The organism is Alteribacillus iranensis (assembly GCF_900113025.1).
GTDB classification, from domain to species: Bacteria; Bacillota; Bacilli; order Bacillales; family Marinococcaceae; genus Alteribacillus_A; species Alteribacillus_A iranensis.
Genome location: NZ_FONT01000002.1, coordinates 238094 through 262375, shown reverse-complemented (window position 1 = coordinate 262375; position 24282 = coordinate 238094). Strand labels below are relative to the sequence as shown.

At 40.5% G+C, this 24282-nt stretch carries 20 protein-coding genes; 17 read left to right on the top strand and 3 right to left on the bottom strand.

The window, feature by feature from the left end:
• Window positions 1–30 precede the first annotated feature (30 nt).
• From BM095_RS05275 to BM095_RS05225, 11 genes are all read left to right on the top strand, one after another.
• Entirely contained in the window at window positions 31–660 is a 630-nt protein-coding gene (locus BM095_RS05275) for an ECF transporter S component (RefSeq protein WP_091658519.1), read from the top strand.
• The gene (locus BM095_RS05270; protein WP_091658517.1) at window positions 657–2396 is read left to right on the top strand and encodes an ABC transporter ATP-binding protein; all 1740 of its coding nucleotides are present in this window, start codon (window positions 657–659) and stop codon (window positions 2394–2396) included. Before BM095_RS05275 ends, BM095_RS05270 begins: the two co-directional genes overlap by 4 nt.
• Window positions 2393–3163 (top strand): energy-coupling factor transporter transmembrane component T family protein, encoded by a 771-nt coding sequence (locus BM095_RS05265; protein WP_091658514.1) that lies wholly within the window; start codon window positions 2393–2395, stop codon window positions 3161–3163. The genes BM095_RS05270 and BM095_RS05265 overlap by 4 nt, the downstream gene beginning before the upstream one ends.
• Before the next feature lie 15 nt (window positions 3164–3178).
• Window positions 3179–3979 carry a 2-phosphosulfolactate phosphatase gene (locus BM095_RS05260; protein WP_091658512.1) on the top strand — a complete coding sequence of 267 codons (801 nt, stop codon included), beginning with the start codon at window positions 3179–3181 and terminating at the stop codon, window positions 3977–3979.
• On the top strand, window positions 3960–4808 hold the full coding sequence (locus BM095_RS05255; protein ID WP_091658510.1) for a nucleoside phosphorylase: 849 nt from the start codon (window positions 3960–3962) through the stop codon (window positions 4806–4808). Before BM095_RS05260 ends, BM095_RS05255 begins: the two co-directional genes overlap by 20 nt.
• 15 nt (window positions 4809–4823) lie before the next feature.
• On the top strand, window positions 4824–6269 hold the full coding sequence (locus BM095_RS05250; protein WP_091658507.1) for an NAD-dependent succinate-semialdehyde dehydrogenase: 1446 nt from the start codon (window positions 4824–4826) through the stop codon (window positions 6267–6269).
• Between the two features lie 18 nt (window positions 6270–6287).
• Window positions 6288–7550, top strand: coding sequence for a nickel pincer cofactor-dependent isomerase, group 22 (locus BM095_RS05245; RefSeq protein WP_091658505.1), 1263 nt, complete (start codon window positions 6288–6290; stop codon window positions 7548–7550).
• Window positions 7543–9273 (top strand): IlvD/Edd family dehydratase, encoded by a 1731-nt coding sequence (locus BM095_RS05240; RefSeq protein ID WP_091658502.1) that lies wholly within the window; start codon window positions 7543–7545, stop codon window positions 9271–9273. The genes BM095_RS05245 and BM095_RS05240 overlap by 8 nt, the downstream gene beginning before the upstream one ends.
• Before the next feature lie 35 nt (window positions 9274–9308).
• Complete coding sequence (locus BM095_RS05235) at window positions 9309–9947, top strand: class II aldolase/adducin family protein (protein ID WP_091658500.1); 639 nt, start codon at window positions 9309–9311, stop codon at window positions 9945–9947.
• Window positions 9922–10986 carry an S-methyl-5-thioribose-1-phosphate isomerase gene (mtnA, locus tag BM095_RS05230; protein WP_091658497.1) on the top strand — a complete coding sequence of 355 codons (1065 nt, stop codon included), beginning with the start codon at window positions 9922–9924 and terminating at the stop codon, window positions 10984–10986. Before BM095_RS05235 ends, mtnA begins: the two co-directional genes overlap by 26 nt.
• Before the next feature lie 1444 nt (window positions 10987–12430).
• Window positions 12431–13084, top strand: coding sequence for a cysteine hydrolase family protein (locus BM095_RS05225; RefSeq protein WP_091658493.1), 654 nt, complete (start codon window positions 12431–12433; stop codon window positions 13082–13084).
• 97 nt (window positions 13085–13181) lie between these two features.
• Here BM095_RS05225 and BM095_RS05220 read toward each other — a convergent pair whose 3' ends face one another.
• Entirely contained in the window at window positions 13182–13952 is a 771-nt protein-coding gene (locus BM095_RS05220; RefSeq protein WP_091658491.1) for an IclR family transcriptional regulator, read from the bottom strand.
• Window positions 13953–14350: 398 nt separating this feature from the next.
• Between BM095_RS05220 and BM095_RS05215 the strand changes: the two genes are divergently transcribed.
• The 4 genes from BM095_RS05215 (at window position 14351) to BM095_RS05200 (ending at window position 20010) form a co-directional block, all read left to right on the top strand.
• Window positions 14351–14899, top strand: a complete 549-nt coding sequence (locus BM095_RS05215) for a cupin domain-containing protein (RefSeq protein ID WP_091658485.1) — start codon at window positions 14351–14353, stop codon at window positions 14897–14899.
• A 227-nt stretch (window positions 14900–15126) separates the two neighbouring features.
• The gene (locus tag BM095_RS05210; protein ID WP_177194706.1) at window positions 15127–16941 is read left to right on the top strand and encodes an L-lactate permease; all 1815 of its coding nucleotides are present in this window, start codon (window positions 15127–15129) and stop codon (window positions 16939–16941) included.
• A gap of 126 nt (window positions 16942–17067) precedes the next feature.
• Complete coding sequence (locus BM095_RS05205; protein WP_091658480.1) at window positions 17068–18288, top strand: CynX/NimT family MFS transporter; 1221 nt, start codon at window positions 17068–17070, stop codon at window positions 18286–18288.
• Between the two features lie 189 nt (window positions 18289–18477).
• Window positions 18478–20010, top strand: a complete 1533-nt coding sequence (locus BM095_RS05200) for a glycerol-3-phosphate dehydrogenase/oxidase (RefSeq protein ID WP_091659769.1) — start codon at window positions 18478–18480, stop codon at window positions 20008–20010.
• A gap of 89 nt (window positions 20011–20099) precedes the next feature.
• Here BM095_RS05200 and BM095_RS05195 read toward each other — a convergent pair whose 3' ends face one another.
• A complete protein-coding gene (locus BM095_RS05195) occupies window positions 20100–20624 on the bottom strand; it encodes a hypothetical protein (RefSeq protein WP_091658477.1) in 525 nt (174 codons plus the stop codon).
• A gap of 572 nt (window positions 20625–21196) precedes the next feature.
• Between BM095_RS05195 and BM095_RS05185 the strand changes: the two genes are divergently transcribed.
• Window positions 21197–22315 (top strand): hypothetical protein, encoded by a 1119-nt coding sequence (locus tag BM095_RS05185; protein WP_091658472.1) that lies wholly within the window; start codon window positions 21197–21199, stop codon window positions 22313–22315.
• 178 nt (window positions 22316–22493) lie between these two features.
• Here BM095_RS05185 and BM095_RS05180 read toward each other — a convergent pair whose 3' ends face one another.
• Window positions 22494–23414, bottom strand: a complete 921-nt coding sequence (locus BM095_RS05180) for a hydroxyacid dehydrogenase (RefSeq protein WP_091658471.1) — start codon at window positions 23412–23414, stop codon at window positions 22494–22496.
• Between the two features lie 159 nt (window positions 23415–23573).
• On the opposite strand from BM095_RS05180, the gene BM095_RS05175 reads away from it, so the two are divergent.
• The gene (locus BM095_RS05175; RefSeq protein WP_091658467.1) at window positions 23574–24278 is read left to right on the top strand and encodes a FadR/GntR family transcriptional regulator; all 705 of its coding nucleotides are present in this window, start codon (window positions 23574–23576) and stop codon (window positions 24276–24278) included.
• The last annotated feature ends 4 nt before the right edge of the window (window positions 24279–24282 follow it).

Here is a 24282-nt window from a genome sequence, read left to right as displayed (position 1 = left end):
TCATTTCTTGGAGCTAAAGGAGGTAACAGTATGAGTGAGGTAGAAACAGTAAAACCGGTTTCTAACAACCGGAAAGTGAAGAAGAAAGGATTAACCACGACAGATATTGTGTTGATCGCTATTTTAGCCATTGTTAATGGGGTTGCTTTACTCTACATGGCTATGCTAAACCAGTTACTTACAGCTTTAGGTGGCCCTATACTAACGTCAATAACAATTGGTTTCTATAGCATTTCCGGTGTTCTCGCTGCTTATATCATTAGAAAACCAGGTGTAGCATTTTTTACACTAACGTTAACTGGTGTGGTACAAGTTATTACTGGTAATCCAAATGGTTTGATTACCATGGTTGCAGGGATTACGGATGGCCTCGGAGTAGAACTCGGTTATGCGCTGTTTCGATATAAACGATGGGATTGGTTGAGTACTGCAGTAGCAGGTATGATGGCCGTGCCAGCATGGTTCATTATTTCAGCATTTTGGTTTGGATACTACAAATGGGGGATCGCTATTTTACTATCAGCATTTGTAGTTCGCTGTATCAGTGGAGTAGTACTGACCGGTTGGCTAAGCAAAATAATAGGGGATATTTTAGCCAAAGCTGGTATTTTGAAAGGTTTTAGTATTCACAAACAAGGAACAAGAGGAGGAAAGGCATGAATCCAATCATTCAGTTGAAAGATGTAACTTTCACCTATGAAGACGAGGATAGCTCTGTGCTGAAGAACCTCTCTCTGGAAATTTACGAAGGTGAGTTTGTACTAATTGTAGGGCCAAGCGGTTGTGGTAAAACTACACTCTGTCAAACATTTAATGGAATTGTCCCAAACGTGATGGAAGGGGAGATGGCTGGAGATATACAAGTTAATAATAAGGACGTTTTACACTTAGATTTGAAAGATTTATCGACGAAAATTGGCCTAGTCTTCCAAGATCCAGACGCTCAATTATGCAATATTTATGTGGAAGACGAGGTTGCATTTGCTCCTGAAAATTTAAGGGTGGACCCCGACGAGATTAGACAAAGAATTAGCCATTGTTTGAAGCTAGTAGGTATGGAAGGATTTGAAAATCGCAAGGTTCATGAGCTTTCTGGAGGACAGAAACAAAAAGTTGGTATCGCCTCTGTTTTGTCCATGCAGCCAAGCACTCTTATACTCGACAATGCTACTGCCAATTTGGATCCTCAGGCTACCAAAGATATATTCATGCTTATGCAGGTTCTCCATAAGGAGTATGGGCACACCGTTATAATGGTAGAAAGTAAAATTGATGACATTATGCATTTGGTAGATAGGGTTCTCGTTATGGACGACGGTAGGATTGTAGAGCAAGGCACCCCTCAAGAGGTGTTAGAGAATTCAATGGATGTACTATCAGAAATGGGGGTTTGGGTTCCCGAAGTATCTGAGCTAGCCCTGGAATTAAAACAAAAAGGCCTTCATTTTAATAAATTCCCTATTTCTGTAGAAGAAGCCGCTGAAGAACTAAGTGGAAAATGGTCGCTTAATAAATTCATTCCATCAACTATGAAAAAACAAAAAAAATCAGGTGATACATCAGCGATTTCAGTAAAAGGACTTCACTATAAGTACCCCAATGGCACTGTTGCTCTTAAAAATGTAAATTTTGAGGTAGAAAAAGGAAGTTTCGTCACTATTCTGGGAACGAATGGATCAGGGAAGACTACTTTAGTAAAACACTTGATGGGCATCATTCCACCTCCGAAGGGAAAGGTGTTAGTAAACAATAAAGATATAGCCAAACGAGACTTATTAGCAATGTCCGATGAGATCGCTTATGTCTTCCAAAATCCAGAACATCAATTTGTAGCTGACACTGTTTTCGAAGAAGTGATATACGGTTTGCGTGTCAAAGAAAATATAGATAGAGATGAAGAATTGCCACAAGAAATCGTAGATAAAGGGATAGATGCTCTTAAGCAGATCCAGTTATATGACCAAAAAGATAGAAACCCTTTTGTTTTAAGCGGGGGTGAAAAGCGTCGCCTAAGCGTTATGGCTTCCTTAATACTTGGTCAAGATATTGTTATACTTGATGAGCCCACAACGGGCCAAGATTATAAAAGTGCTACTCATCTTCTCCAGCTCTGTAAAGACTTACAAGAACAAGGAAAAACGATCATCATGATTACGCATGACATCAGATTAGTTTGTAAATGGGCAGACGATGCGATAGTAATGCATCAAGGAGAGCTAATTTATGACGGTTCTGTAGAAAGTTTGTTTATGGAGGAGGATGTATTGAAAAAAGCGTCTTTAATCGAGCCTCCAATTTCTAAATTGTCTAAATCTTTATTCCCTTCTTATGATAAAGCAGTAATTACTATAGATCAATTTCTGCAGTCAGAGGAAAGGGTGAAGCAAATCTTATGAGTATAGCTTTTCAATACCAAGAAAATAAATCATTTCTACATTCTGTTGATCCGGTGACGAAACTGGTTTGGATGGCCTGTGTTTCTATCTTAGTTTTTCTGTATGAATCTGCTATTCCTCAATTAATGATATTCTTGGCAGTTTTTCTCACTGCTATCATTTTTGCAAGGCTCAGCTTTTTGTTCCTAATACGAGGAATATGGATAATGCTGTTATTTGGAGTAGGGTTCTTTGTTTTACAAGTCATTTTAGTGCCTGGAGAAACATTATTATTCAATGTCGGATTTTTAAATATTTATCAAGAGTCATTGGACTTTGCTTTAGCAATAACAGGAAGGCTGGTGACTATCTTCACCACATCATTAATTTTCGTCGCCACCAGTGATCCTAGAGACGTCGTTATTTCATTGACCCAAAAACTGAAAATTCCGTACAAATATGCGTATTCATTATTTATTGCTTTAAGGTTTGTACCTACACTTGAACAGGAAGCAAAGGTAATTGAATCTGCGCAAAAAATAAGAGGGGTTGGTAAGCAAAAAGGACTAAGAAATAAAATGGAGAATTTAAAGCGTTTTACAATGCCACTACTAATGGGAGCCGTCCGTAGAGTAAGAGTTACTGCTAACACCATGGAGGCGAAGGGATACGGAGCATTTCCTGATAGAACCTATATCCGTAAGATATCATTTTCAGCAAAAGGTATTTTATTTGGCATTGCATGGTGTGGCCCTACCATTTATTTAATTTTTAATAGACTACTATAAAGGAGGATATCAAATATGGATTCAATCACCTTTGAGGTTGCTTTTACACCAAACGATATAAAGAATAATAATATTTCACAAGTCTGCGTACTTGTTGACGCTTTAAGGGCCACTACCGCGATGATCACGATGCTGGATAAGGGCTGTAATGAGATTATATTAACAGACGAAATTTATCCAGAGATCAATAATCATGTATCAAACGTAGAAACACTATATTGTGCGGAAGATAAAAGTGGAAACATTGCTGAATCCGCGCATTTTGGCCCGTCCCTTCATTCCTTAGAGCGAGTGGATGTAAGAGATAAGAATGTTATATTACGTACAACGAATGGGACACACGCAGCAATCACATTATGGAATAAAGGTATTGAGAATATTTTAGTGGGTTCTCTGCGGAATGCAAAGACAGTAATGGAAAAAGCTGTGGCGATTGCTGAGGAGAATGGCTACGGAGTGACTATTGTTTGTGCTGGTCGAGAAAAAGGAAATATTACAGCTCTAGATGATGTCTATACAGCCGGAGTACTAGTGGAATATGGAAAGCAAATCACTATAAACAAAAACAGAAAAGTGACTTTTAAAGATTCCGCGAAAATTTGTAGAAAGATAGCGGGAAACCATTCTACAGCTATTGAAGCCTTTGAAGAATCAGATAGCGGTGAAACCATGAGAAAGATAAACTGCCAGGAGGATATTGAATTAGGGACTAGGAAAAACATTTCGACAATTTCTCCATTAATTAGTTTTACTGAACAAGGTGAACTATCAATTAAAAATAATGAGGTGAAGATGAATGAACAATTGGAAATCTGAAGCGACAAAACCAGTAATGGAAGAAGGACTACAGTACCATATTAGGTGTAAAGAGGGAGATATCAATAAATATACTTTACTTCCTGGAGACCCCGACCGTGTCGATATGATTGCTGAAGAATGGGATCAGTCCAGGAAAATAGCTAATTACCGGGAGCACAGGACTTTTAGCGGAAAGGTTGGAAATACAGATATATCTGCTTGCTCAACTGGAGCTGGTGGGGGTTCAACGGCCAGTGCGTTTGAGGAGTTAGCAACATTGGGAGCAGACACCTTTATAAGGGTTGGTACAACGGCAGCAATCCAAGAGCATATATCACCAGGGGATATCATTATTTCTTCCGGTGCAGTTCGTCATGACGGAACAAGTCAGTTCTATATTGATGATAGATATCCGGCTAGCGCACATTATGAAGTAACCACAGCCTTAGTGGAAGCAGCCGAACAACTTGGTTACAACTATCATGTAGGTGTTTCTTGTTCTACAGCTTCTTGGTACTGTGGTCAGGGACGTCCAGGTCTTAACGGTTATGAACAGTCATTCTTCAAAGATAAAGTTAATGATTTAAATAAAGCCGGGGTTTTAAATTTTGAAATGGAAGCCTCCACTATTTTCACTCTCGCTGGTATATATGGTTTACGTGCTGGCTCTGTATGTACAGTGGTTGCAAACCGAATAAGAGACGAATTCGTTTATGGCGGAGTTGAAAAAAGTATTCAAGTGTCAAACTTAGCGGTACAAATTCTTGATGAATGGGAAGAACGAAAGAAACGAAATCAGAAAAAGTATTGGTTCCCATCTTTAGGAAGTGAAGTAACTAGCAAATAAAAGGAGAGACATTGGATGATTACGGAGACAGCTAAAGGAATTTATATAAATGGAAAATGGACGAGCACAGAGAATAATAAAACGTTTGACATTGTAAATCCAGCAACAAACGAAAAAATTGCTGAAGTACCATACGGCTCTGGCAGGGATATGAAATTGGCTATTGAAGCAGCTGATAAAGCTTTTACAACATGGTCACAATACACAGCAAGAGAAAGATCCTCTTATTTGTATAAGGCTTATCAACTTATGCTGGATAGAAAAGAAGAATTAGCATCAATCTTAACACAAGAACAAGGAAAGCCACTAAGCGAGTCACGTGGAGAAATTGATTTTGCTGCAAGCTTTCTTCTATGGTTTGCTGAAGAGGCGAATCGTTCTTATGGAGAAGTAATCCCGGCTTCGAAGAAGAATAAACGTCTGATGGTAGTCCCGCAACCTGTTGGAGTTGTAGGAGCAATAACACCTTGGAATTTCCCTTCAGCCATGGTGACACGGAAAGTAGCACCCGCTTTAGCAGCTGGATGTACAGTTGTATTAAAGCCGGCAGAACAAACACCTCTGAGTGCCATTGAAATTGTCAAAATCTTTAATGAAGTGGGACTTCCAGAAGGAGTTTTGAATATAGTGACTGGTGATCCCCAGTCAATCGGGAAGGAAATGATGGATAATAACATTGTTCGTCATGTCACTTTTACTGGATCCACAAAAGTAGGTAAGCATTTAATGAAAGAAAGTGCCAATACGGTGAAAAAACTTTCTCTTGAACTAGGCGGGCATGCCCCTCTCATTGTTTTTGAGGACGCAAATATTGATCTTGCTGTTGATCAAGCCATTGCAAGCAAATATCGTAATGCTGGGCAGACTTGCATTTGTACCAATAGGATCTTTGTCCATTCCAATATTGAAGAATTGTTTTTAGAAAAACTTGAAAACAAAGTAAAGCAGATGAAAATTGGTAACGGTACAGAGGAAGGGACTGAGATTGGTCCTTTAATCAATGAGGAGGCACTTAGAAAAGTTAAGACCCAAGTAGGAGATGCGATTGAAAAAGGGGCAGACTTGAGAACTGGCGGTGAAACATGGGAAGGACCAGGAGGATATTTTTACAAGCCCACTATTTTAGCAAACGTGTCTCATTCGATGTCCATCATGTCCGAAGAAACATTTGGCCCTGTTGTTCCAATAGTCTCATTCACTGATGACAAAGAGGTGGTGAAGGAGGCGAATAATACTAATTACGGACTTGCGGCTTTTTTATTCACAACAAACATAGAAAGGGCTATCTCTACGATGGAAAAGCTAGAGTACGGAATTGTTGGCATCAATGATGTGTTTCCTGGTACCGCAGAAGCACCATTTGGAGGTATAAAAGAATCGGGAATGGGGAAAGAAGGCAGTCATGAAGGACTTAAAGAGTTTTTGGAGATGAAATATGTTTCTCTCTCTTTGTCCGAGTAAGAAAGTGAGGAACAAGCTATTAAATTTCCGAAAGTATTAAAAATTAGACAGAATTTTAAAAACGAAAAAATAGAAAACATTGATACACATCTTATAGAGAAATTGAAGAAACATTTGCCTTCTATTAAAAACTCGGCTTCCATCGCAATTACGGTTGGAAGCCGAGGAATATCGAATCGTGTATTAATCGTTAAAACTCTCGTGGATTATTTAAAAAGAATTGGAGCTGCTCCTTTTATTATCGGAGCGATGGGTAGTCATGGAGGAGGAACAAGCGAAGGACAGAGGGAGGTACTCCAGAGTCTTGGCTTTACAGAGGAAGAGATTGGCTGCCCAATTTATACATCTGATGAGGTAATAGAAGTTGCTGAAACTAAGAATGGTTACACTGTGTACTGTGATAAGTATGCATGGGAATCAGATGGAATTATTGTTCTCAACCGAATTAAATTACACACTGCTTTCCGTGGATTGAATGAAAGTGGCTTGTTAAAAATGATGACAGTTGGTCTTGGCAAATCGAAAGGTGCCAATCAATTACACCGTCAAGGTCCGGCCTACATGTCCGAAACGATTCAGGAAGTAGGAGCCGCATTCATTGAAACAGGTAAAATAATAGCAGGAGTAGGAATTGTAGAAAATAGCTATGAGGAAACCGCTTATCTGGAAGTGATTAAACCAGATGATATTTTAGAGGCAGAGAGAGAATTGTTAGTAAAGGCCAAAGAATATTTTCCTCGCGTTCCAATTGAAAATTTAGATTTGCTCGTAGTTAAAAAAATGGGGAAAAATTACAGCGGAACCGGAATGGATACCAATGTCATTGGCAGGTCCAAAATTCAAGGTGTGCCTGAGCCTAAGTCACCTGAATATAAGAGAATTATCGTGACAGACCTTCATGAGTCATCTCATGGGAATGCAACAGGAATAGGACTTGCGGACTTCACCACTGAAAAATTAATAGGGAAATTGGACCGGGAGAAAACATACTGGAATTGTATAACGAGCACTTATGTTCAACGTGCGATGATCCCCATGGTTTTTGATAATGACCAACAAGCAATTCAAGCAGCTTTGAAAAGTTTAGCGGTCGACAATCCTGAAGAGTTGCGTATCGCTGTTATAGAAAATACTCTTCATTTGGAAACATTATATATTTCAAGTAATTTAGGAAAGCACTTATCAGATAAAGTAGAACTTCTATCAGAGCCAATGGAATTGGAATTTTCAGAGCAAGGAAATTTAATGTTTTTCGAAGAAGAGGAGGATTCCTATGGTTAGAACAAAAACTTCATATGGTGATGCAGGCTTCAGCGATTTTATTCAAAGAGCTTTTAATCGTCATTTAGGGTACGGGAATGAGGAATCTAGCAAGCCCGTGATTGGAATATGTAACACTTTCAGCGAAGTGAACAGATGCCACGCCCATGTACAACCGTTGGTGGAAGCGATCAAGCGTGGAGTAATTATGGCTGGAGGTGTTCCTCTTGAGTTCCCGACAATATCCGTTGGAGAGATGTTTACTAGTCCCACAACGATGTTGTACAGGAATCTAGTAGCGATGGATACAGAGGAAATGATATCAGCTCAGCCTGTAGATGGAGTTGTATTAATAGGCGGTTGTGACAAGATGGCCCCCGCTCAGTTAATGGGAGCGGCAAGCGCCAATAAGCCAGCGATATTATTTACAGGGGGACCAATGAATAATGGAATTTACAAGGGAAAAACCCTAGGCGCCTGTTCAGATTGTCGTTATTTTTGGCAGGAGTATAAAGCAGGAACGCTGGAAGAAGAAGAGTTAGACGTGATAAATGAAAAATTAGCTCCTACTCCAGGTCATTGTATGGTAATGGGTTCCGCAAGTACCATAGCTGCATGTACAGAAGCTCTAGGTATGATGCTGCCAGGAGGATCTGCAACCCCAGCTACGGAAAACTATAGAGTTCATTTAGCACAAGAGACTGGAAAGCAAATTGTACAACTTGTGGAAAGTGATATTAGGCCGGTCAATATTATGACAAGAAATGCTTTTGAAAACGCCATAAGAACATTAATGGCGATAGGCGGTTCGACAAACACGGTCATCCATTTAATTGCAATAGCGGGAAGGTTGGGAATAAAGCTTCATTTAGATGACTTTGATAAGTTAAGTAGTTCAACTCCATTCATAGCAAACATGAGACCGGCAGGGAACTACCAGATGCAGGATCTCTATCATGCTGGAGGTATCCCAGCAGTCCTAAAGGAACTTTCACCTCTTTTGCATGTAGGAGAATTAACTGTTACCGGCCAGACTTTAGCTGAAAATCTTGAACAAGTTGAGATACATCAAGAGGCTAGAGAGGTCATTCATCCAATATCAGCTCCATTACACGAAGATGGGGGAATCAATGTCTTAAAAGGTAACTTAGCACCTGATGGAGCGATCATTAAACCAAAAGCAGCATCTTCCTCACTACTTAAGCATAGAGGACAAGCTGTTGTATTTACCTCTTTAGAAGATTTAGAAGAAAGAATAAATGATCCACAACTTCAGGTAACCCCTGATAGCGTACTAGTCTTGCAAAATGCAGGACCTGTTGGTGCCCCAGGAATGCCCGAAGCCGGAATGATTCCAATCCCAGATAAGCTGCTAAAGCGGGGAGTACGGGACATGGTCAGATTATCTGATTGTAGAATGAGCGGTACAGCATTCGGAACAGTTATCTTACACGTAGCACCGGAGGCAGCAGTAGGAGGCCCTATCGGTTTGATTAGGGATGGTGATATGATTGAATTAGATGTAGAAAATCGTAAATTAGAATTATTGGTGTCCGACGAAGAGTTAGAAAATAGAAAAGTGGATTGGAAAGAACCAGAGTTCACAAATTATCAAAGAGGATATCCATTAATGTATCGTAATCATGTCCTACAAGCAGACCAAGGATGTGATTTTGACTTTTTATTACCAGTGAAAAAAGAAGAAGCTCTAGCTTCTCAAGTTCCTGCTCAAGACGAGAAGTAAAATAAATGGTGAAGTCATGTAGGAAGGAGTAGTCTATGCAGGAGTTACTAAAAAAAGAACTCAGTTATGTATCGCAGAAAGTGTTTGCCCGGGGGATGATACAGGCTACTGGAGGCAACTTGAGTGTTCGAATACCCGGAGAGAATACTATCTTGATTAAACGATCAGGAGTTAGCTTGGGCGAAATGACAAGAGAAGACTGTGTTGTTATGTCCATGGGTGGGAAGAAAATGGAGGGACTAGGTGACCCTTCGAAAGAATACCGTTTTCATTTAGGAATTTATCAAGAGCGCCCCGATATTCATGCTATAGTACATTGTCACCCAAACTTTGCTATCGGATATGGAAGCTTAGGAATGGAACTTCCACTCCCCACCGTCACTGCCAAAAAAATACTTGAGTATGTTCCAGTGGCTGAATCCGCTCCTTCTGGATCAGAACAATTAGCAAAAAGTGTGACTCAACTCTTTCGTGAACATCCATCCATAAAAGCATGTCTCATGGAAGAACATGGAATATGCGCAACGGGGAAAAGTCTTGAAAATGCATTCGACATTGCCACTTTAGTGGAGGATACAGCAAAGCAAGCATTTATCATTTCGAGTTTGAAAGCAAACCATTCCATCATAGAAGGAGGATTAAGAAGCCGTGGATCAATTACAGGAGTTAATTGAAAGGTTTCATTATGAAGATTTATTACTCCCGGTATGGCTAGAAAAAGATCGTATTTTTCTAATTAATCAAAAAAAACTCCCGACAACTCTTGAAACATTAACAATCAAAAATGTAGATGAATTGGTAAGTGCAATTAAAAATATGACGATAAGAGGGTCAGGAGCTATTGGAATATCAGGAGCCTACGGAATGTATCTTGCTGCTGTGCAATCAAGGGGAGACCGGGTGGCAATCCAAACGGCAGCGAAAAAGTTAAAAAGTTCTCGACCCACAGCCGTTAATTTAGTGAAAACAATTAATGAAATCCTACTTATCGTGGAGGAGACTAATACAAATATTGTAGATCAAATAGAAGAAAAACTAATTGAAGTCCTGAATAGGCAATTAACATTTGAATTTGACCTTGGTAAATACGGTGCAGAGCTAATCGATGATGGAGATACCATTTTAACCCATTGTCACTCAGGAGCACTGGCAGGGTCTGGATACGGAGGTCGAGCTCTGTCCGTTCTTCGGAAAGCGAAAGAATCAGGTAAAGATATTCATGTATACGTGTGTGAAACACGTCCTTACTTACAAGGTGCACGAATAACAGCTTTTGAGTTAAAAAAGTTTGGTATTCCCTTTACATTAATAACCGATAACATGTCTGGGTATTTTATGAGAAAAGGCGATATTCAGAAGGTGGTAGTTGGATCGGACCGAATCACTTCCCATGGTGACCTTGCAAACAAAGTAGGAACCTATATGCATGCAATCGCAGCAAAGGAAAATAATATTCCTTTTTACACAGCCACTTCCAACCACACGATAGATTCAACAATATCAGTTGGGGATGATATAGAAATAGAGTATCGTAACGGAGCAGAAGTGACATCCATCCAAGACAAACGGATTGCTCCAGAAGGAACAAAAGCTGTTTATCCGTCATTTGATATTACTCCCCATCATCTAGTTACAGGAATAATTACGGAAAAAGGAGTGATCACCCCACCTTATGATGAAAAACTCCATAAAGTGGTTCAGCTTCAAGTATAGGTGGGAGGTTGCTCGTGAAGAAGGGAATCTTTTATTCATGTAATGGATGGAAACTTTGCTTGGGGTTTTTGTGATACGGGCCTATTATCACATTACTAGTTTCCTTCACATCTTTGCTTTTCCGGAATCCCACCGATAACAACATCCGGTGACAATCCCGAAAAATCTAGCATTTGCTGCACTTTTTCTGACGTTGGCGGAATAATAGGAAGACCATCCGTCCAACCCTCTCTTTAGAAGCCTTGCTTTCTCCTTTCTATTTTATTCTAAATGTTCGAACGACACAATCAACGATCCTGTCATTGAAATAGAATGAATAGTTTTCATGATTTTTACCTTTTGATTGAGTATCTAGGAGATAGGTTAAAAGGTAAAAAACAAAAGAAAGCAATTATGATCATGTTTTTCTGACTCTTGCGCAGTGCAGCGGAAGAGCTGATAAAAAATAAAGGGATAGTTAGCCTTGTGATGGGGAAGCGGGAGCAGCATCACTGAGCTAGTGTAGACGGCGATAGTGCCCCAGCGTGCTGGGCCAGAGTATACTAGGTCATTAATCGGCTTGGTTAAAGACATAGAATGATTCGAAATGGAGTTCCAGGTCAATAACTTAGTGACATAGTGCCCTACCTACAGGCGGAAAGTAATTCAAGGTCAACAGAAAGCGAGAATGGTGCCCTAGCTCTCTTCGCTAGAACATTCAAAGTCATTAATCGACCTTGTTATTGACCCAGATTCATACAAACAAGCATTTAAGGTCAATAACCCATTGGGATAATGCCCTGCCCACAGGGAAAAATGAAGACGAGGTCATTAATTCTAAAGGGGAGCTCAAGAATAATTCGTTATAATAAAGGTATAGAATAAAGAACAGTACCCGTGCAGGAACACGGATGCTGTCTTGTAGCTCGTAGCAAGATCAAAAGGAGTGGATTACCAAAGAAGTAACCTCATCCCCTGCGCGTGTTTTCTCCAAGTCGTACGCAGGATGGGGTTACTGCTTTTGGTTTATGACCGCACATGAATGTACCAATCGATATCTTGGACAGCCAAATTGCAGTTCAATTATAGGTTTTTAGACAAATTAAAAAGGAGACCAGACGCATCCAGTCCCCTTAAGTGTATGCCGAAGCAATACACCGCTATTAATTAAATGTTATGATACTACAATTTATTCGTAAAGTACAAACCTAAATGTAATCCCTTAATTTGTATGCTTTATTTCTAAAATCCAATCCCATTATAGAGGTGTGGACTGGTATTGGGACTGTGCTTCTAAGTTCTTCGGAGAAATCACGGCCTTTTGCTCGGGATAATTATAACTAATCTGTTGGTTAATTTTGTTACGTAACTCCAACCGTGTCTTTTGGTGCTATACTAAAGATGGGAACACACCTACTGCCAAGAGCAAATTAAATTGTCTTTTAAAACGAGAGGGAGGAAGAACATGGGGTTAACAATCGATCGTATGGATCCAAAGGAGACGGCATTATTGGTCGTTGATATGCAAAATGATTTTGTCGCGAAGGGGGCACCACTGGAGACACCGATGGGCCAGGAGATGCTTCCTACACTAAAAAAAGTATTGGACTTTTCCCGGGAAGAAGGCATTTCCGTGATCTACACGGCTCACGTTCATCGAAAAGATGGATCGGACTTAGGACTGTATGGGGAAATTTACCCTCCTATTTTAGAAGGGGCCTGCTTAATCGACGGGGAAAAAGGGAGCGAGATCTACCCTGAAGTGACACCGCGGGACGGGGAGCCTGTCATAAAGAAGCGCCGCTACAGTGCGTTTTTTGGGACAGACCTTGATATCATTTTAAGAACAAAAGGCGTTAAGAATCTCGTCATCGCTGGATTGACAACGGAAGATTGCTGTTTTGCAGCGGCGCGGGATGCCATGTATCGAGGGTATAAAGTGGCCTTTTTGTCAGACGCGACGGGAACCTATGATTACGCGGACATTGGGTTTGGAAAAGTACCAGCTGAAGAAGTTCACCGTGTCATGCTCACGGTCCTCGGAGGCTCCACGGCCCACGTCATGACGGCTGAAGACTACATGAGTAAAGTGAACACGGATCATACGGAAAAAGTATAGGAATTCACAGAAAACGCCCGTACATGGACAGAAGTCAGTGCGGGCGTTTTTTTCAAAAAGTTAGAAGATGATCATCCATCCCGGCCATTATGCTTTTCTATATTTGGTGGGCCAACAGTTCTGAAACATTTCTCGAGATTTCTTTTAACTTTACAACCTCCGTAGAGTCGGAAGCCGTGTTGAAGTCATGGGTAAAGCCGATTAAACCTATGACAGCAACGGCTTTTCCCGTATGGTCAAAAACAGGGCATGCTATTGTTTGATTCCCTGGCAAGTCCCCAAATTGACTTTCCCTCGTAGCAAACCCTTTTTCTCTTATCGCGGTTAGCTCTTTCACAATAGCTTCCTCCTCTAATTGGTAAGAGGAAATTTCTATATCCACTAAATTCTTCGTTACCTCGTCCGGCAAAAAGGCAGCAAAACATTTACCGACTGAACTTACAAGTAAGGGCGGCCGATAACCTATTTCTATTTCCACGTTTATGGATCTTCCGCTACTTTGATACTTCACAATGATCGGACCTTGTTCTGTCCAAAGAGCAAGAATGGATGACTGGTTTAATTCTTCTTTAATTTTTAACAAAAATGGATCGATGATGGAGATAATATCAATTCTATTTAGCGCATTTAATCCGAGATCTATCAATTTCGAGCCCAGACTGTATGTTCTTGTTGCTTCGTCATAATGCAACATATCTAATTTTAAAAAACTGACAAGGTATTTTTGCAAGCTGCTTTTCGACATAGACGTTTTATGGGAAAGCTCTGTTAGTGTGATCGGGGCACGATTGTTCTTAATCTCTTCTAAAATGTACACAGCCCGTTCTAGAGATTGAATCCCTTTTGTTTTTAAAACTCTCTGATCCAAGATTACTCACCACTTTTATGATTACTGATTAATGCCTTGCGTTTGTAAGACAATATCTGCGATGCACTTTCCTCTTATATTGTCCTCTTCTCATACTACCGTATCCGTTCCTTTCCGGCTACTCTGAAAGCCTTGGCATCCCATTTATAGAATTGTTTCCGTTAATGAAACAGGCAGAATTCTTTTTTTGTAGCTGTTTCTTCCTCTTACTAGCAGGATTTTACACTGAATCTCTGTCTATACAGATGAAACCATTAGGTAGCACTTGGATAAATTAAATTTCTAAAATTATAAATCAATTCTTGATTTTCGAGCGTATCCCATGTAATATAATAAACAAGTAAACTAATAGTGTACATGATTAACTATTAGTGTACAAATTGAAGGGGGATAAGATAATGAGTCATTCAAAAGCGGATTTTATTAGTTACAAAGATTTTCTTCAAAAGAGCACAAAGCCGTCTGTCAGTCCTTGTATTTGGAAAGGGAACGACATCATGGAGCAATTAGATCTGTCTTTATCCTCGGATTTCATGGGTGATGGTAGAGGGGCTGTATCACTTATCAATAAAGACACCGGCGATGCTTACGGTGTTTCGCCTAATATAAACGCTCTGGTACAAGTGTTGAAGCCGGGAGAGCACAATAACCCGCACAAACACAGTAATATGGCACTGTTTATCGTCTTCGAGGGAAAAGGATACAGTGTCATTGACGGGGAGAAAATAGAATGGGAAAAAGGAGACGTGTTTTTCTCTCCAGCATGGCTTGAACACGAACACTGCAACTCGTCGGATAGTGAAAATGCTATTTTATATACCATTCAAGACGTCCCAACCGTTTCTGGAATGGGAGCATGGTTCTTAGAAGAGCCTGTCGGAACAAAACCTCAACATGTAGTAGAAGATGAAGTAACGGATAAGGATTCTATTTTGCCAGAGAAATAAATAGCGATAGATTGTAAGAGTACAGGGTTGCTAGAATTTAATGGGGACACAGGGCATGATGTAAACTGACGCTGATTTCTAGATATGTTAGTCAGTATGTCATGCCCTTCCGTTTATTCATTGTTCGTCTGACTAGCGGCGTTATTTACAATTTACGGAATATTTGAAATGCCGTGATGTCATCAAGGAACAAAGGTAGAAAATGTTTTTTCAGAGGGGGGAAGAAAATGGATTTATGGATGCTGTGTATTATTGGAATTATCCCAATAGCTATATTGTTTTTTTTCCTGGTCATCTTACGTTGGACAGCAAGAACTTCCATGTTGTTAGCGTTTATATCTGTTTTATTTATCTCCATGTTTGTATGGAAGGTACCTATTGATCAAGTATCGGCTGCTAGTGTTGACGGGCTCACTACCGTATTCAGTATTTTGTATATCGTGTTTGGGGCATTGCTTTTACTCAACACACTAAAAGAGAGTGGTGCCTTGGGTGTTATTAGACAAAGTATCACTGGGGTCACACAAGACAGAAGAATTCAAGTGATCATTCTCTTGTGGATCTTCGGGGCTTTTTTAGAAGGTGCTGCGGGGTATGGATCTACAGGAGCAGTAGTTGGATCGATATTAGTAGCTCTAGGATTTCCGGCAATGTCTGCGGCTTTGATGGTAATGATTTTTCAAAGTACCTCGGTATCCTTTGGGGCAGCAGGAGCTCCTATTTGGATTGGCGTTAGTGATGGACTAGGAGGCGGTAAAAATGAGGAAATTAATTCCGTTTTGAATGTTACCTCCTGGGATCAGTTCCTTTTAGATATGGGAGAAAAAGTAGCGATCATCCACGGATCAGTGGGAGTTTTAGTGCCTTTATTCATGGTCGTACTGCTCTGTGGCTTTTTTGGAAAAAACAAATCATTTAAAGAGGGATTTGGGGCGTGGAAGTTCGCTATTTTCGGAGGGGTGTGCGTCTCAGTACCTTATATTCTGTCAGGGATGTTTCTAGGTCCTGAGTTCCCTTCCTTATTCGGTGGCCTTTTGGGACTTATACCGGCGATAATAGCGGCGAAAAAAGGATGGTTTATGCCGAAGGATAAGGTGTGGCAGTTTGGTGATAAATCCAATTGGGAGAAAGATTGGATTGGAGTTTTGGAAGTAGAAGAAGAGAAGATTGCTTCCTTTTCTACATTTAAATCGTGGCTTCCCTATATAATCATGGCTGCTCTGTTATTTATAAGTAACGTATCCTTTTTGCCTGTGTCTTCTTGGCTAGGGAATACGACCATAGAAATTAATAATCTTTTTGGCACCGACATTAGTACAGGTATTGATCTATTAGCGTCCCCTGGTACCATTTTTGTAACCGTTTCCATTCTTACAATTTGGCTGCATGGGATCAAGTGGCCTACCTATAAAAAGGCATTAAACTCATCTGTTGTAACAATTGGGGCAGCGGCGGCTTCCTTAATATTCGCGGTTCCTATGGTTCAAGTCTTTTTACAAAGTGGCGGCGGTGCAGCAGGATTTGAAAGTATTCCATCGACTCTCGCCAGCGGTTTAACATTTTTTGCTGGTAACTCGTGGGCTTTTATTGCTCCAGTTATTGGTGCCATGGGAGCATTTCTTGCTGGGAGCAACGTATTCAGTAACTTAATGTTTAGCCAATTTCAAGTAGAAATGGCCCTAAGCTCGAATTTAACGCCGGCATGGATAGTCGCACTTCAGAGTGTTGGTGCAGCAGCTGGAAACATGTTTAGTGTTCATAATGTAATCATGGCTTCAGCGGCAGTTGGTTTAGTTGGAAGAGAAGGAAATATTATAAGGAAAGTGCTCATCCCCGCAACCTATTATATCCTTATGACGGGTGCCATCGGCTACGTTATACTAGTGGGGATCGGATTAAATGCAGGGACGCTCGTGATTTCAGCTGTCCTGGGGACTATTTTCATTGCCATTTTCGTAAATAGAGGATATTACAAGAAGGAACCCTACCTTGATTCCAAACCCGGTTCTGCTAATATGTACAGTAAGACTGGCTCAAAATAATTGACTAGGAAAAGGGGAAAGGAATGGTAGAAAAAGAAGATAAAGAATATCTTTCAAAAAGAACTAACTTTCCTCTCTGCCCTAAACTAAATAGGATCGTTACCATTATCATGGGAGAGAGTATCTTTGAAACAGGACGCTATTCACATCCAAAATCAAGAAAGCAAAATTGCTCGGTGGTCATTGTTAATCGGAATTCTATTCATCTCTTCCAATCTGCGGGTACCTTTAACCTCGGTTGGGTCATTATTGTCACAAATTCGGGATGATCTAGGGATTAACCATACAATAGCCGGGAGTCTTACCACTATACCATTATTAGCCTTTTTTCTCGTATCTCCCTTTGTATATGTAGTTGCAAAACGTCTTGGTATGGAATGGACCATTTTTTATTCCTTTCTATTACTAATAATCGGCTTGATCGTACGTACGTTATCTGATGTGGTTTTATTAATGTCAGGGACCGCGCTGATCGGGGTAGCTATAACGTTTGGAAATGTTCTATTACCTGGATTAATTAAGTTAAAATTCCCATCTCACATTGGACTGTACACGGGACTTTATGCAGTATGTATGTATATACTTGGTGCTCTGGCAGCAGGGGTTAGCGTCCCGTTGTCACGGATGTCAGAATGGGGATGGCGGGGCTCTTTGCTAGCTTGGACGATGTTGTCGATCATCGCTTTACTCTGTTGGATCCCGCAACTTAGGAACAAAACAGGGATAAGAAAAGGAAAAGACGCCGGTCCTACAGTGCAAAATAATGTCTGGAAATCACCATTAGCATGGAATATTACCTTATATATGGGAATTCAATCCATGGTTTTTTTCACCATGGTGTCTTGGCTCCCGGATATACTGAAAAGCTTTGGATATCCTTCTGATGTAGCAGGTTGGATGCTATCTCTGCTGCAAATGGCATTTGTCCCCTTTACATTTATTACTCCACTGATCGCAGAAAAATTGAAGGATCAAAGACTATTGAGTGCGATAATTGGCGTAATAATTATTTTTGGGGTCGGTGGCCTTCTAGTGGGAAATCCAATCATCATTGCCTTAGCGATTATATGTATTGGAGGTGCCTGTGGGGCGGCGTTTAGTTTGTGCATGATGTTTTTTAGTTTGCGAACAAACGATGGACAAGAAACGGCTCAAATGTCTGGAATGGCCCAATCTATTGGCTATTTCATCGCAGCGGTTGGCCCGATATTGTTAGGGTTTATACATGATATAACAAACAGTTGGAGTCTTCCTATTATAATCCTGGGAGTAGCCAGTATTTTCTTAATCATAACAGGGATAAAGTCGGGGACGAACAAGAAGATAGAAGTTCCGAAGACAGCTTAAACATTTTTACCATAAATTATAAACGTTTCTGTGTATCTCTGTCTCGCATACACACACAGCACCTGTCCTTGGCGGGTGCTTTATTTCTGCGGCGCGACATATGTTTTTATGTAACTAATTTTTATTCGGGATAGGGAGGAGATTTTGGTGCGTTTTTCAAGCTTGGAGCGAGGTGAGATTCTTCGGCACATGGGCCGGCAAACCCATGATTTGCTTGTCATTGGCGGCGGGATCACGGGAGCGGGGATTGCGTTGGATGCGGCGAGCCGGGGGATGACCGTGGCGTTAGTAGAGATGCAGGATTTTGCGGCGGGTACTTCGAGCCGATCCACGAAGCTTGTCCACGGAGGTCTCCGTTATTTGAAACAAGGAGAAGTGAAAATGGTAGCCGACGTCGGGAAAGAGCGGGCGATTGTTTATGAAAATGGACCCCATGTGACGACACCCGCGTGGATGTTACTTCCTATGTATGCCGATGGATCGTTAGGAAAAAGGAGGACAGCGCTCGGATTACGGCTGTATGATTTTTTGGCTGGCGTGAATCGGAACGAACGTAGAGTGATGCTATCAAGAGAGGAAGCTTTAGCGAAAGAGCCTCTTTTAAAGAAGGAAGGATTACAAGGGGCGGGGTGTTACGTGGAATACCGCACCGACGACGCTCGCTTAACAATCGAGGTCATCAAAAAAGCGGTACAATTCGGAGCAAAAGCCGTGAATTATGCGAGAGCGGACGGTTTTATCTATGACGGACGGCAAGTGGCTGGAGTCCATGTGACCGACCAGCTGAACGGAAACAACGTTGTCATTCGTGCGAGAAAAGTCGTGAATGCCGCTGGGCCATGGGTGGATGTCTTGCGGGAAAAAGATCAATCCAAACAGAGAAAGTTTCTCTGTTTAACAAAAGGCGTTCATCTTGTGTTTGATCAAAGCGTTTTTCCTCTGCGGCAAGCGATTTATTTTGATAACAGCGATGGACGCATGCTGTTCGCAATTCCGAGAGAAGGCAAGACGTACGTAGGAACGACAGATACGACATATACGGACGATCCAGCTAATCCCCATGTCACAAACGAAGACCGGGTTTATATTCTCCAAGCGGTATCGTACATATTTCCAACGCTTTCACTGACAGACGGAGACGTGGAATCAAGTTGGGCAGGAGTGCGCCCGTTGATAGAAGAAGCAGGAAAAACACCATCTGACATCTCGAGAAAAGATGAAATCTGGGAATCTCCCTCCGGTCTGATCGCGATCGCTGGCGGAAAGCTAACCGGCTACCGGAAAATGGCAGAAATGATTGTCGACCTAATCGCTGATAAATTTAAAAAGGAACGCTACAAACTCTTTTCCCCAAGCATGACAACATCCATTCCGATATCAGGCGGCGACATAGGCGGATATGAGAAGTTCGAGCACTTTGTTCAAGAAAAAACAGAAGAAGGAATCAAGCTCGAATTACGTACAGAACATGCAGCGTTTCTAGCCAGACGCTACGGCTCGAATGTCTCTTCATTATTTTCGATCATAAATGAAACGCGACAACAGAAGGGCTGGAACGAGTCAGACCTCCTCACATTCGCGCAGCTGAAATATTCCATCGATCATGAAATGGCAGTCACTCCCGCTGATTTTTTCATCAGGAGAACCGGAGCGATGTATTTTCATAGAAGATGGATGGAGAAGTATGAAGATAAAGTGAAAGAATGGATGGGCGAAAAGTAGAAAGGATGATGCACCAAGCCGTGCTTACATCCCTTTAAGATTATCAATCAAACGTTTGTTTAACTCGTACGTTCCCGAGTGGAAAGTATCTATTTCTTATAATCCCACAGTATTGTCCACTCGTCGTCTTCTTTCACGGCAAACACGTCCTGTGAGATATCAAAGTTGCCGTATTTTCCTTTAAAGGTTTGAATCACGTTCACCTGATACACTTCCTCTAGAGGAGTCGAGTTTTTTTCCATCTGCCATTCTTTTAATTTTTCTGGTTCCCCGATTTCATACGAAAAAGTAGAAACATCAAAGTGATTCATAAAAACGTGAGCACGGTCTTGAATGTAGTGTCCTTTCGTAAATTTATTTTTCATGTCAGAGTGGAACAAATCCCAAGATTGGGCAAAGTCGCCTTCTTGCTCGTAATCATAGAAAGATGCAACAGTATTCTTAGCTTGTTCACTCGGTGATCTCACAAGAGAAAAGAAAGCAAACATACCGAACAACAGAAATAAGAAGATGATCGCGATTGTGAGGATACCTTGATGTCTGATGACGGGACTCCCCTTTTTGTATAAAGAGTATTCACGAGTCCGGTGTTTTATTATTAAACTACTGGTCAATGTCCTATCATCTGGGTTTATGAGACAAAAGAAAAGTGAAATCTAGGAAAAACCTACTCCATGGAGGCTTTATGGAACAAATAAATCGATGATTCTACTGAAAACATGTTCCATGAAGGGTTCATACGACAAGAAATTGCTTGGAAACAAAAAGAAAGTGCATCATGACAAGGGTTTCAGGGGTTCATAGAACCAAAAAGAGATGAAACGAAGGAGAAACCTGCTCCATGAAAGCTTCATGAGACAAGGAAATGGATGATTCTATTAAAAATACGTTCTATGGAGAGTTCATACGACAAGAAATCATTGGAAAACAAGGAGAAAGTGCTCCATGCCCAGGGTTTCGGGATGTCATGGTAAGGTTCCATCTGAGTTACACTCTACCTCCTTTTTACGGGAAGTTTACCATACACGTTTTTCTCTGTTCTAAGAAGCTAGGTGATGTTCTTTTCAAAATAGAAAGGCTTATGCGACAAATAAACTATGAAAAATTGACTAGGAAAATAGATTTCTATCCTATACAATAAGAATAAGGGTACATACTGGAACAACAAGAGAAAGAGGGACACAGGATGAAACGAAACGTGATAGTATGCATGTCTTTATGGGTATTTATTTTAGCGGGGTGTGGGACGGAGAGTCCTGATCAAACAGTAGATGGCTACTTGTCGGCGATTCAAAGTGGTGATTTGGAAGCAGCAGGTTCTTTTGTCGCCGGTGGAGAAGAAAGTCTAACTATGGATGAAGAGGGACTAGAGGATGAAGAAATGACAGCGGAGATGATAGACGCTATCTCCAATGGGTATGAATACGAAAGTCCTGAAGTTGTTTCTGAAGAAGAAGGAAAAGCCGTCGTAAAAACAGACATTACTTCTGTGGATTTTGCTCACGCTTTTTCAAAAACGATTGCTGAGGTCATGCCTTTGGCTCTGGCTAGTGCGTTTGAAGAGCAAACAGAGGAGTCCGAACAGGCATATGAAGACCTCGTCCAAGAAACGTTAATGGACTATCTCACTGACGAAGATGCTAACATGACAACTCGTACGGTCGAATTAACCTTAGAAGAAGACGAAGACGGGTCTTATAAAATTGTAGATGATGAAAATTTGGCAGAGACCATTTTTGCCAATTACACAAATCTAGAAGACATGTTTGGCAGTGGAGAGGCCGAGGCCGTATCCGTTGAAGAAACAGAAGAACAAACCGTAGACAGTGAAGTCGTCCAGGTGATTGCCGAAGATGAAGCATACGATGTGGAGCCCATTCAATTTACGCTAAACGAACTTTCCTTTAAGAAAGTAGCCAACCTCCCAGCAGAGGAACAAAACAGAATTAGCATGACGACCGACAAAGAGGTCGGGGAAGAATTGGAATATATCTATATCAATTATACGGCTAAAAATACTTCGGAAGAAGACATCACTTTTTACGGAATTCAAGAAGCTGTCGTCTTTGCAGACGGAAAACAAGAAAAAGTCGATCTCGCTATGAGCGATTTCATCGATTACGATGAAGCCGAAGACAGTGAGTATTATGGAAAAGTTCATAAAGAAGGTGAACAAGGAGCTGTGTTCAGCACACCATTAGCTGACGTGGAGAAAGTAAGACTGACCATCAGCTCCTCTATGAATTCCGAGTCCTACGACCAGACTTCTGAAGAACAAGTTATCGAATTTGAGATAAACGAATAGGAATGAAAACGAAAGTAGCCTATCAGGAGAGAGATAGGTTACTTTTTAGTTTGCATACAAGGTCGGACGAAACATCTTAAGCACGTAGAACGACATTACCCTTGAGTGTCTGCTGAAATAGTGACTGAAGATCTATCTTCCAATCACCTGATAGATTGACTTTATTTTTATGTTCTTATCATATCACTTGATAACTAGCTTTCTTTCCGTTAAGTACGGATATTACTTCTTGGACCACAGTTTTTCCCATGCGGTACATAGCTTCATCTGTTGAAGCGCCAATGTGCGGCGTTGCAATGAAATTGTCTAATGAGAGCAGAGGATGATCTTTTCTAGGTGGTTCTATATTAAAAACATCACTAGCTGCCGCTTTAAGAATATTGTTGCTTAATGCTACATATAAATCCCTTTCATTTACTGTGCCGCCCCTAGATGTATTAATGAGGATAGCACTTTTTTTACACATTTTTAATTCTCTCATCGAAATAATATTCTTTGTACTCTCTGTTAATGGGACACTAACGTTAATAAAGTCGACTTCAGGTAGCATCTCTTGCAATGATTCAGTTTTAGTAATGCCATGACTGGCTGCTTTTTCTGTTGTCACATAGGGGTCGTACCCAAGCAAATCTACAGAAAATCCTTTTCTGAGAATATCTCCTGTAAGTAATGCAACATTCCCCAATCCTATGAATCCCATCTTTTTGCCAAGAAGTTCATTACCTATTAAGTCATTAGGAGCATTTGTTTGAGTTTCTCCTTGTACTAACCTTCTGTGATTTGGGATAATATTCCTCGTGACATTTAGAAGTAAGGTGATAATTAACTCAGCAACTGACTGCGAATTAGCTGTAGGGGTATATACAACAGAAATCCCTAGATCATGAGCTGCGTCGATATCAATATTGTCATATCCTATGCCATGTTTACCTATTACTTTTAGATTTTTTGAATGTTCCATCATTTCTCTGGTTACTGGTTCAGTACGGACAATGATTGCATCAATTTCCGTATTCATATGATCATTTGTGATCTTTGCATGTTTTTTTAATTCTGTTATCGCTTCGGGGTGAATGTTTTCATTCAGATAAACTAACATCATTACTCCTCCTTTATCACCTAAAGCCTGTTAATAACATAATAAACACTTGTATTCTTATTTTCAATAAATATTTTTAGAAAATAAAAAATAATATTGACATAAAAAATCATCATATGTATTATTTAAAACATCAAATGAATAGGCGAGTGAAAAATAATGAAAAAAACGCAGTATCAAAAAATGCTGGAGAATATGACAGAGCAGATCCTCCGAGGAAATTGGGCGAAGGGTGAAAAGCTCCCAATTTTACCAGAGCTGTCTGAGAAATATAATGTAAGTGTATCAACAGCTAGAGAAGTTTTAAAAGTATTAGAAAGTAGAGGATTTGTACGAATTCAGCAAGGAAGTGGAACGTTTGTTTCATCGACTCTCCCTGAAAGTGAAGAAAATGCTTCTCATTCAAAAATTTATAACATTTTACGCTTAATCGAATACAGAATAATTATCGAACCAGAGTTTGCTAAAAGTGCTGCAACTATAGCATATCAGGAAGAAATAGATGCTATCTATAACTCGGCTATAACCATGTTAGAGCTTATTAAAAGTAATTCACCAATAATTGAAGAAGATCTTAATTTCCATACTCTTATCGCAAAGGCTACTCATAATAATTATGCCTTATCCTCTTATATGAATCTCCAAACCGAACTAAGAGAAAGCAGAGTTGTACTCAGACAAGGAAGAGAGCACCAGAATATTTTCGGTATGAAGGAGAGAGCTGCTAATTATCATATGCTCATCGCAGAATCTATAAAGGCAAGAAAAGCGGAGGAGGCAAAAGAATACATGTACAAGCACTTACAATGTAGTTATGAATTAGCAATGAATAACTTATCGGGTCATATCTATTCTGCATATTAAATAT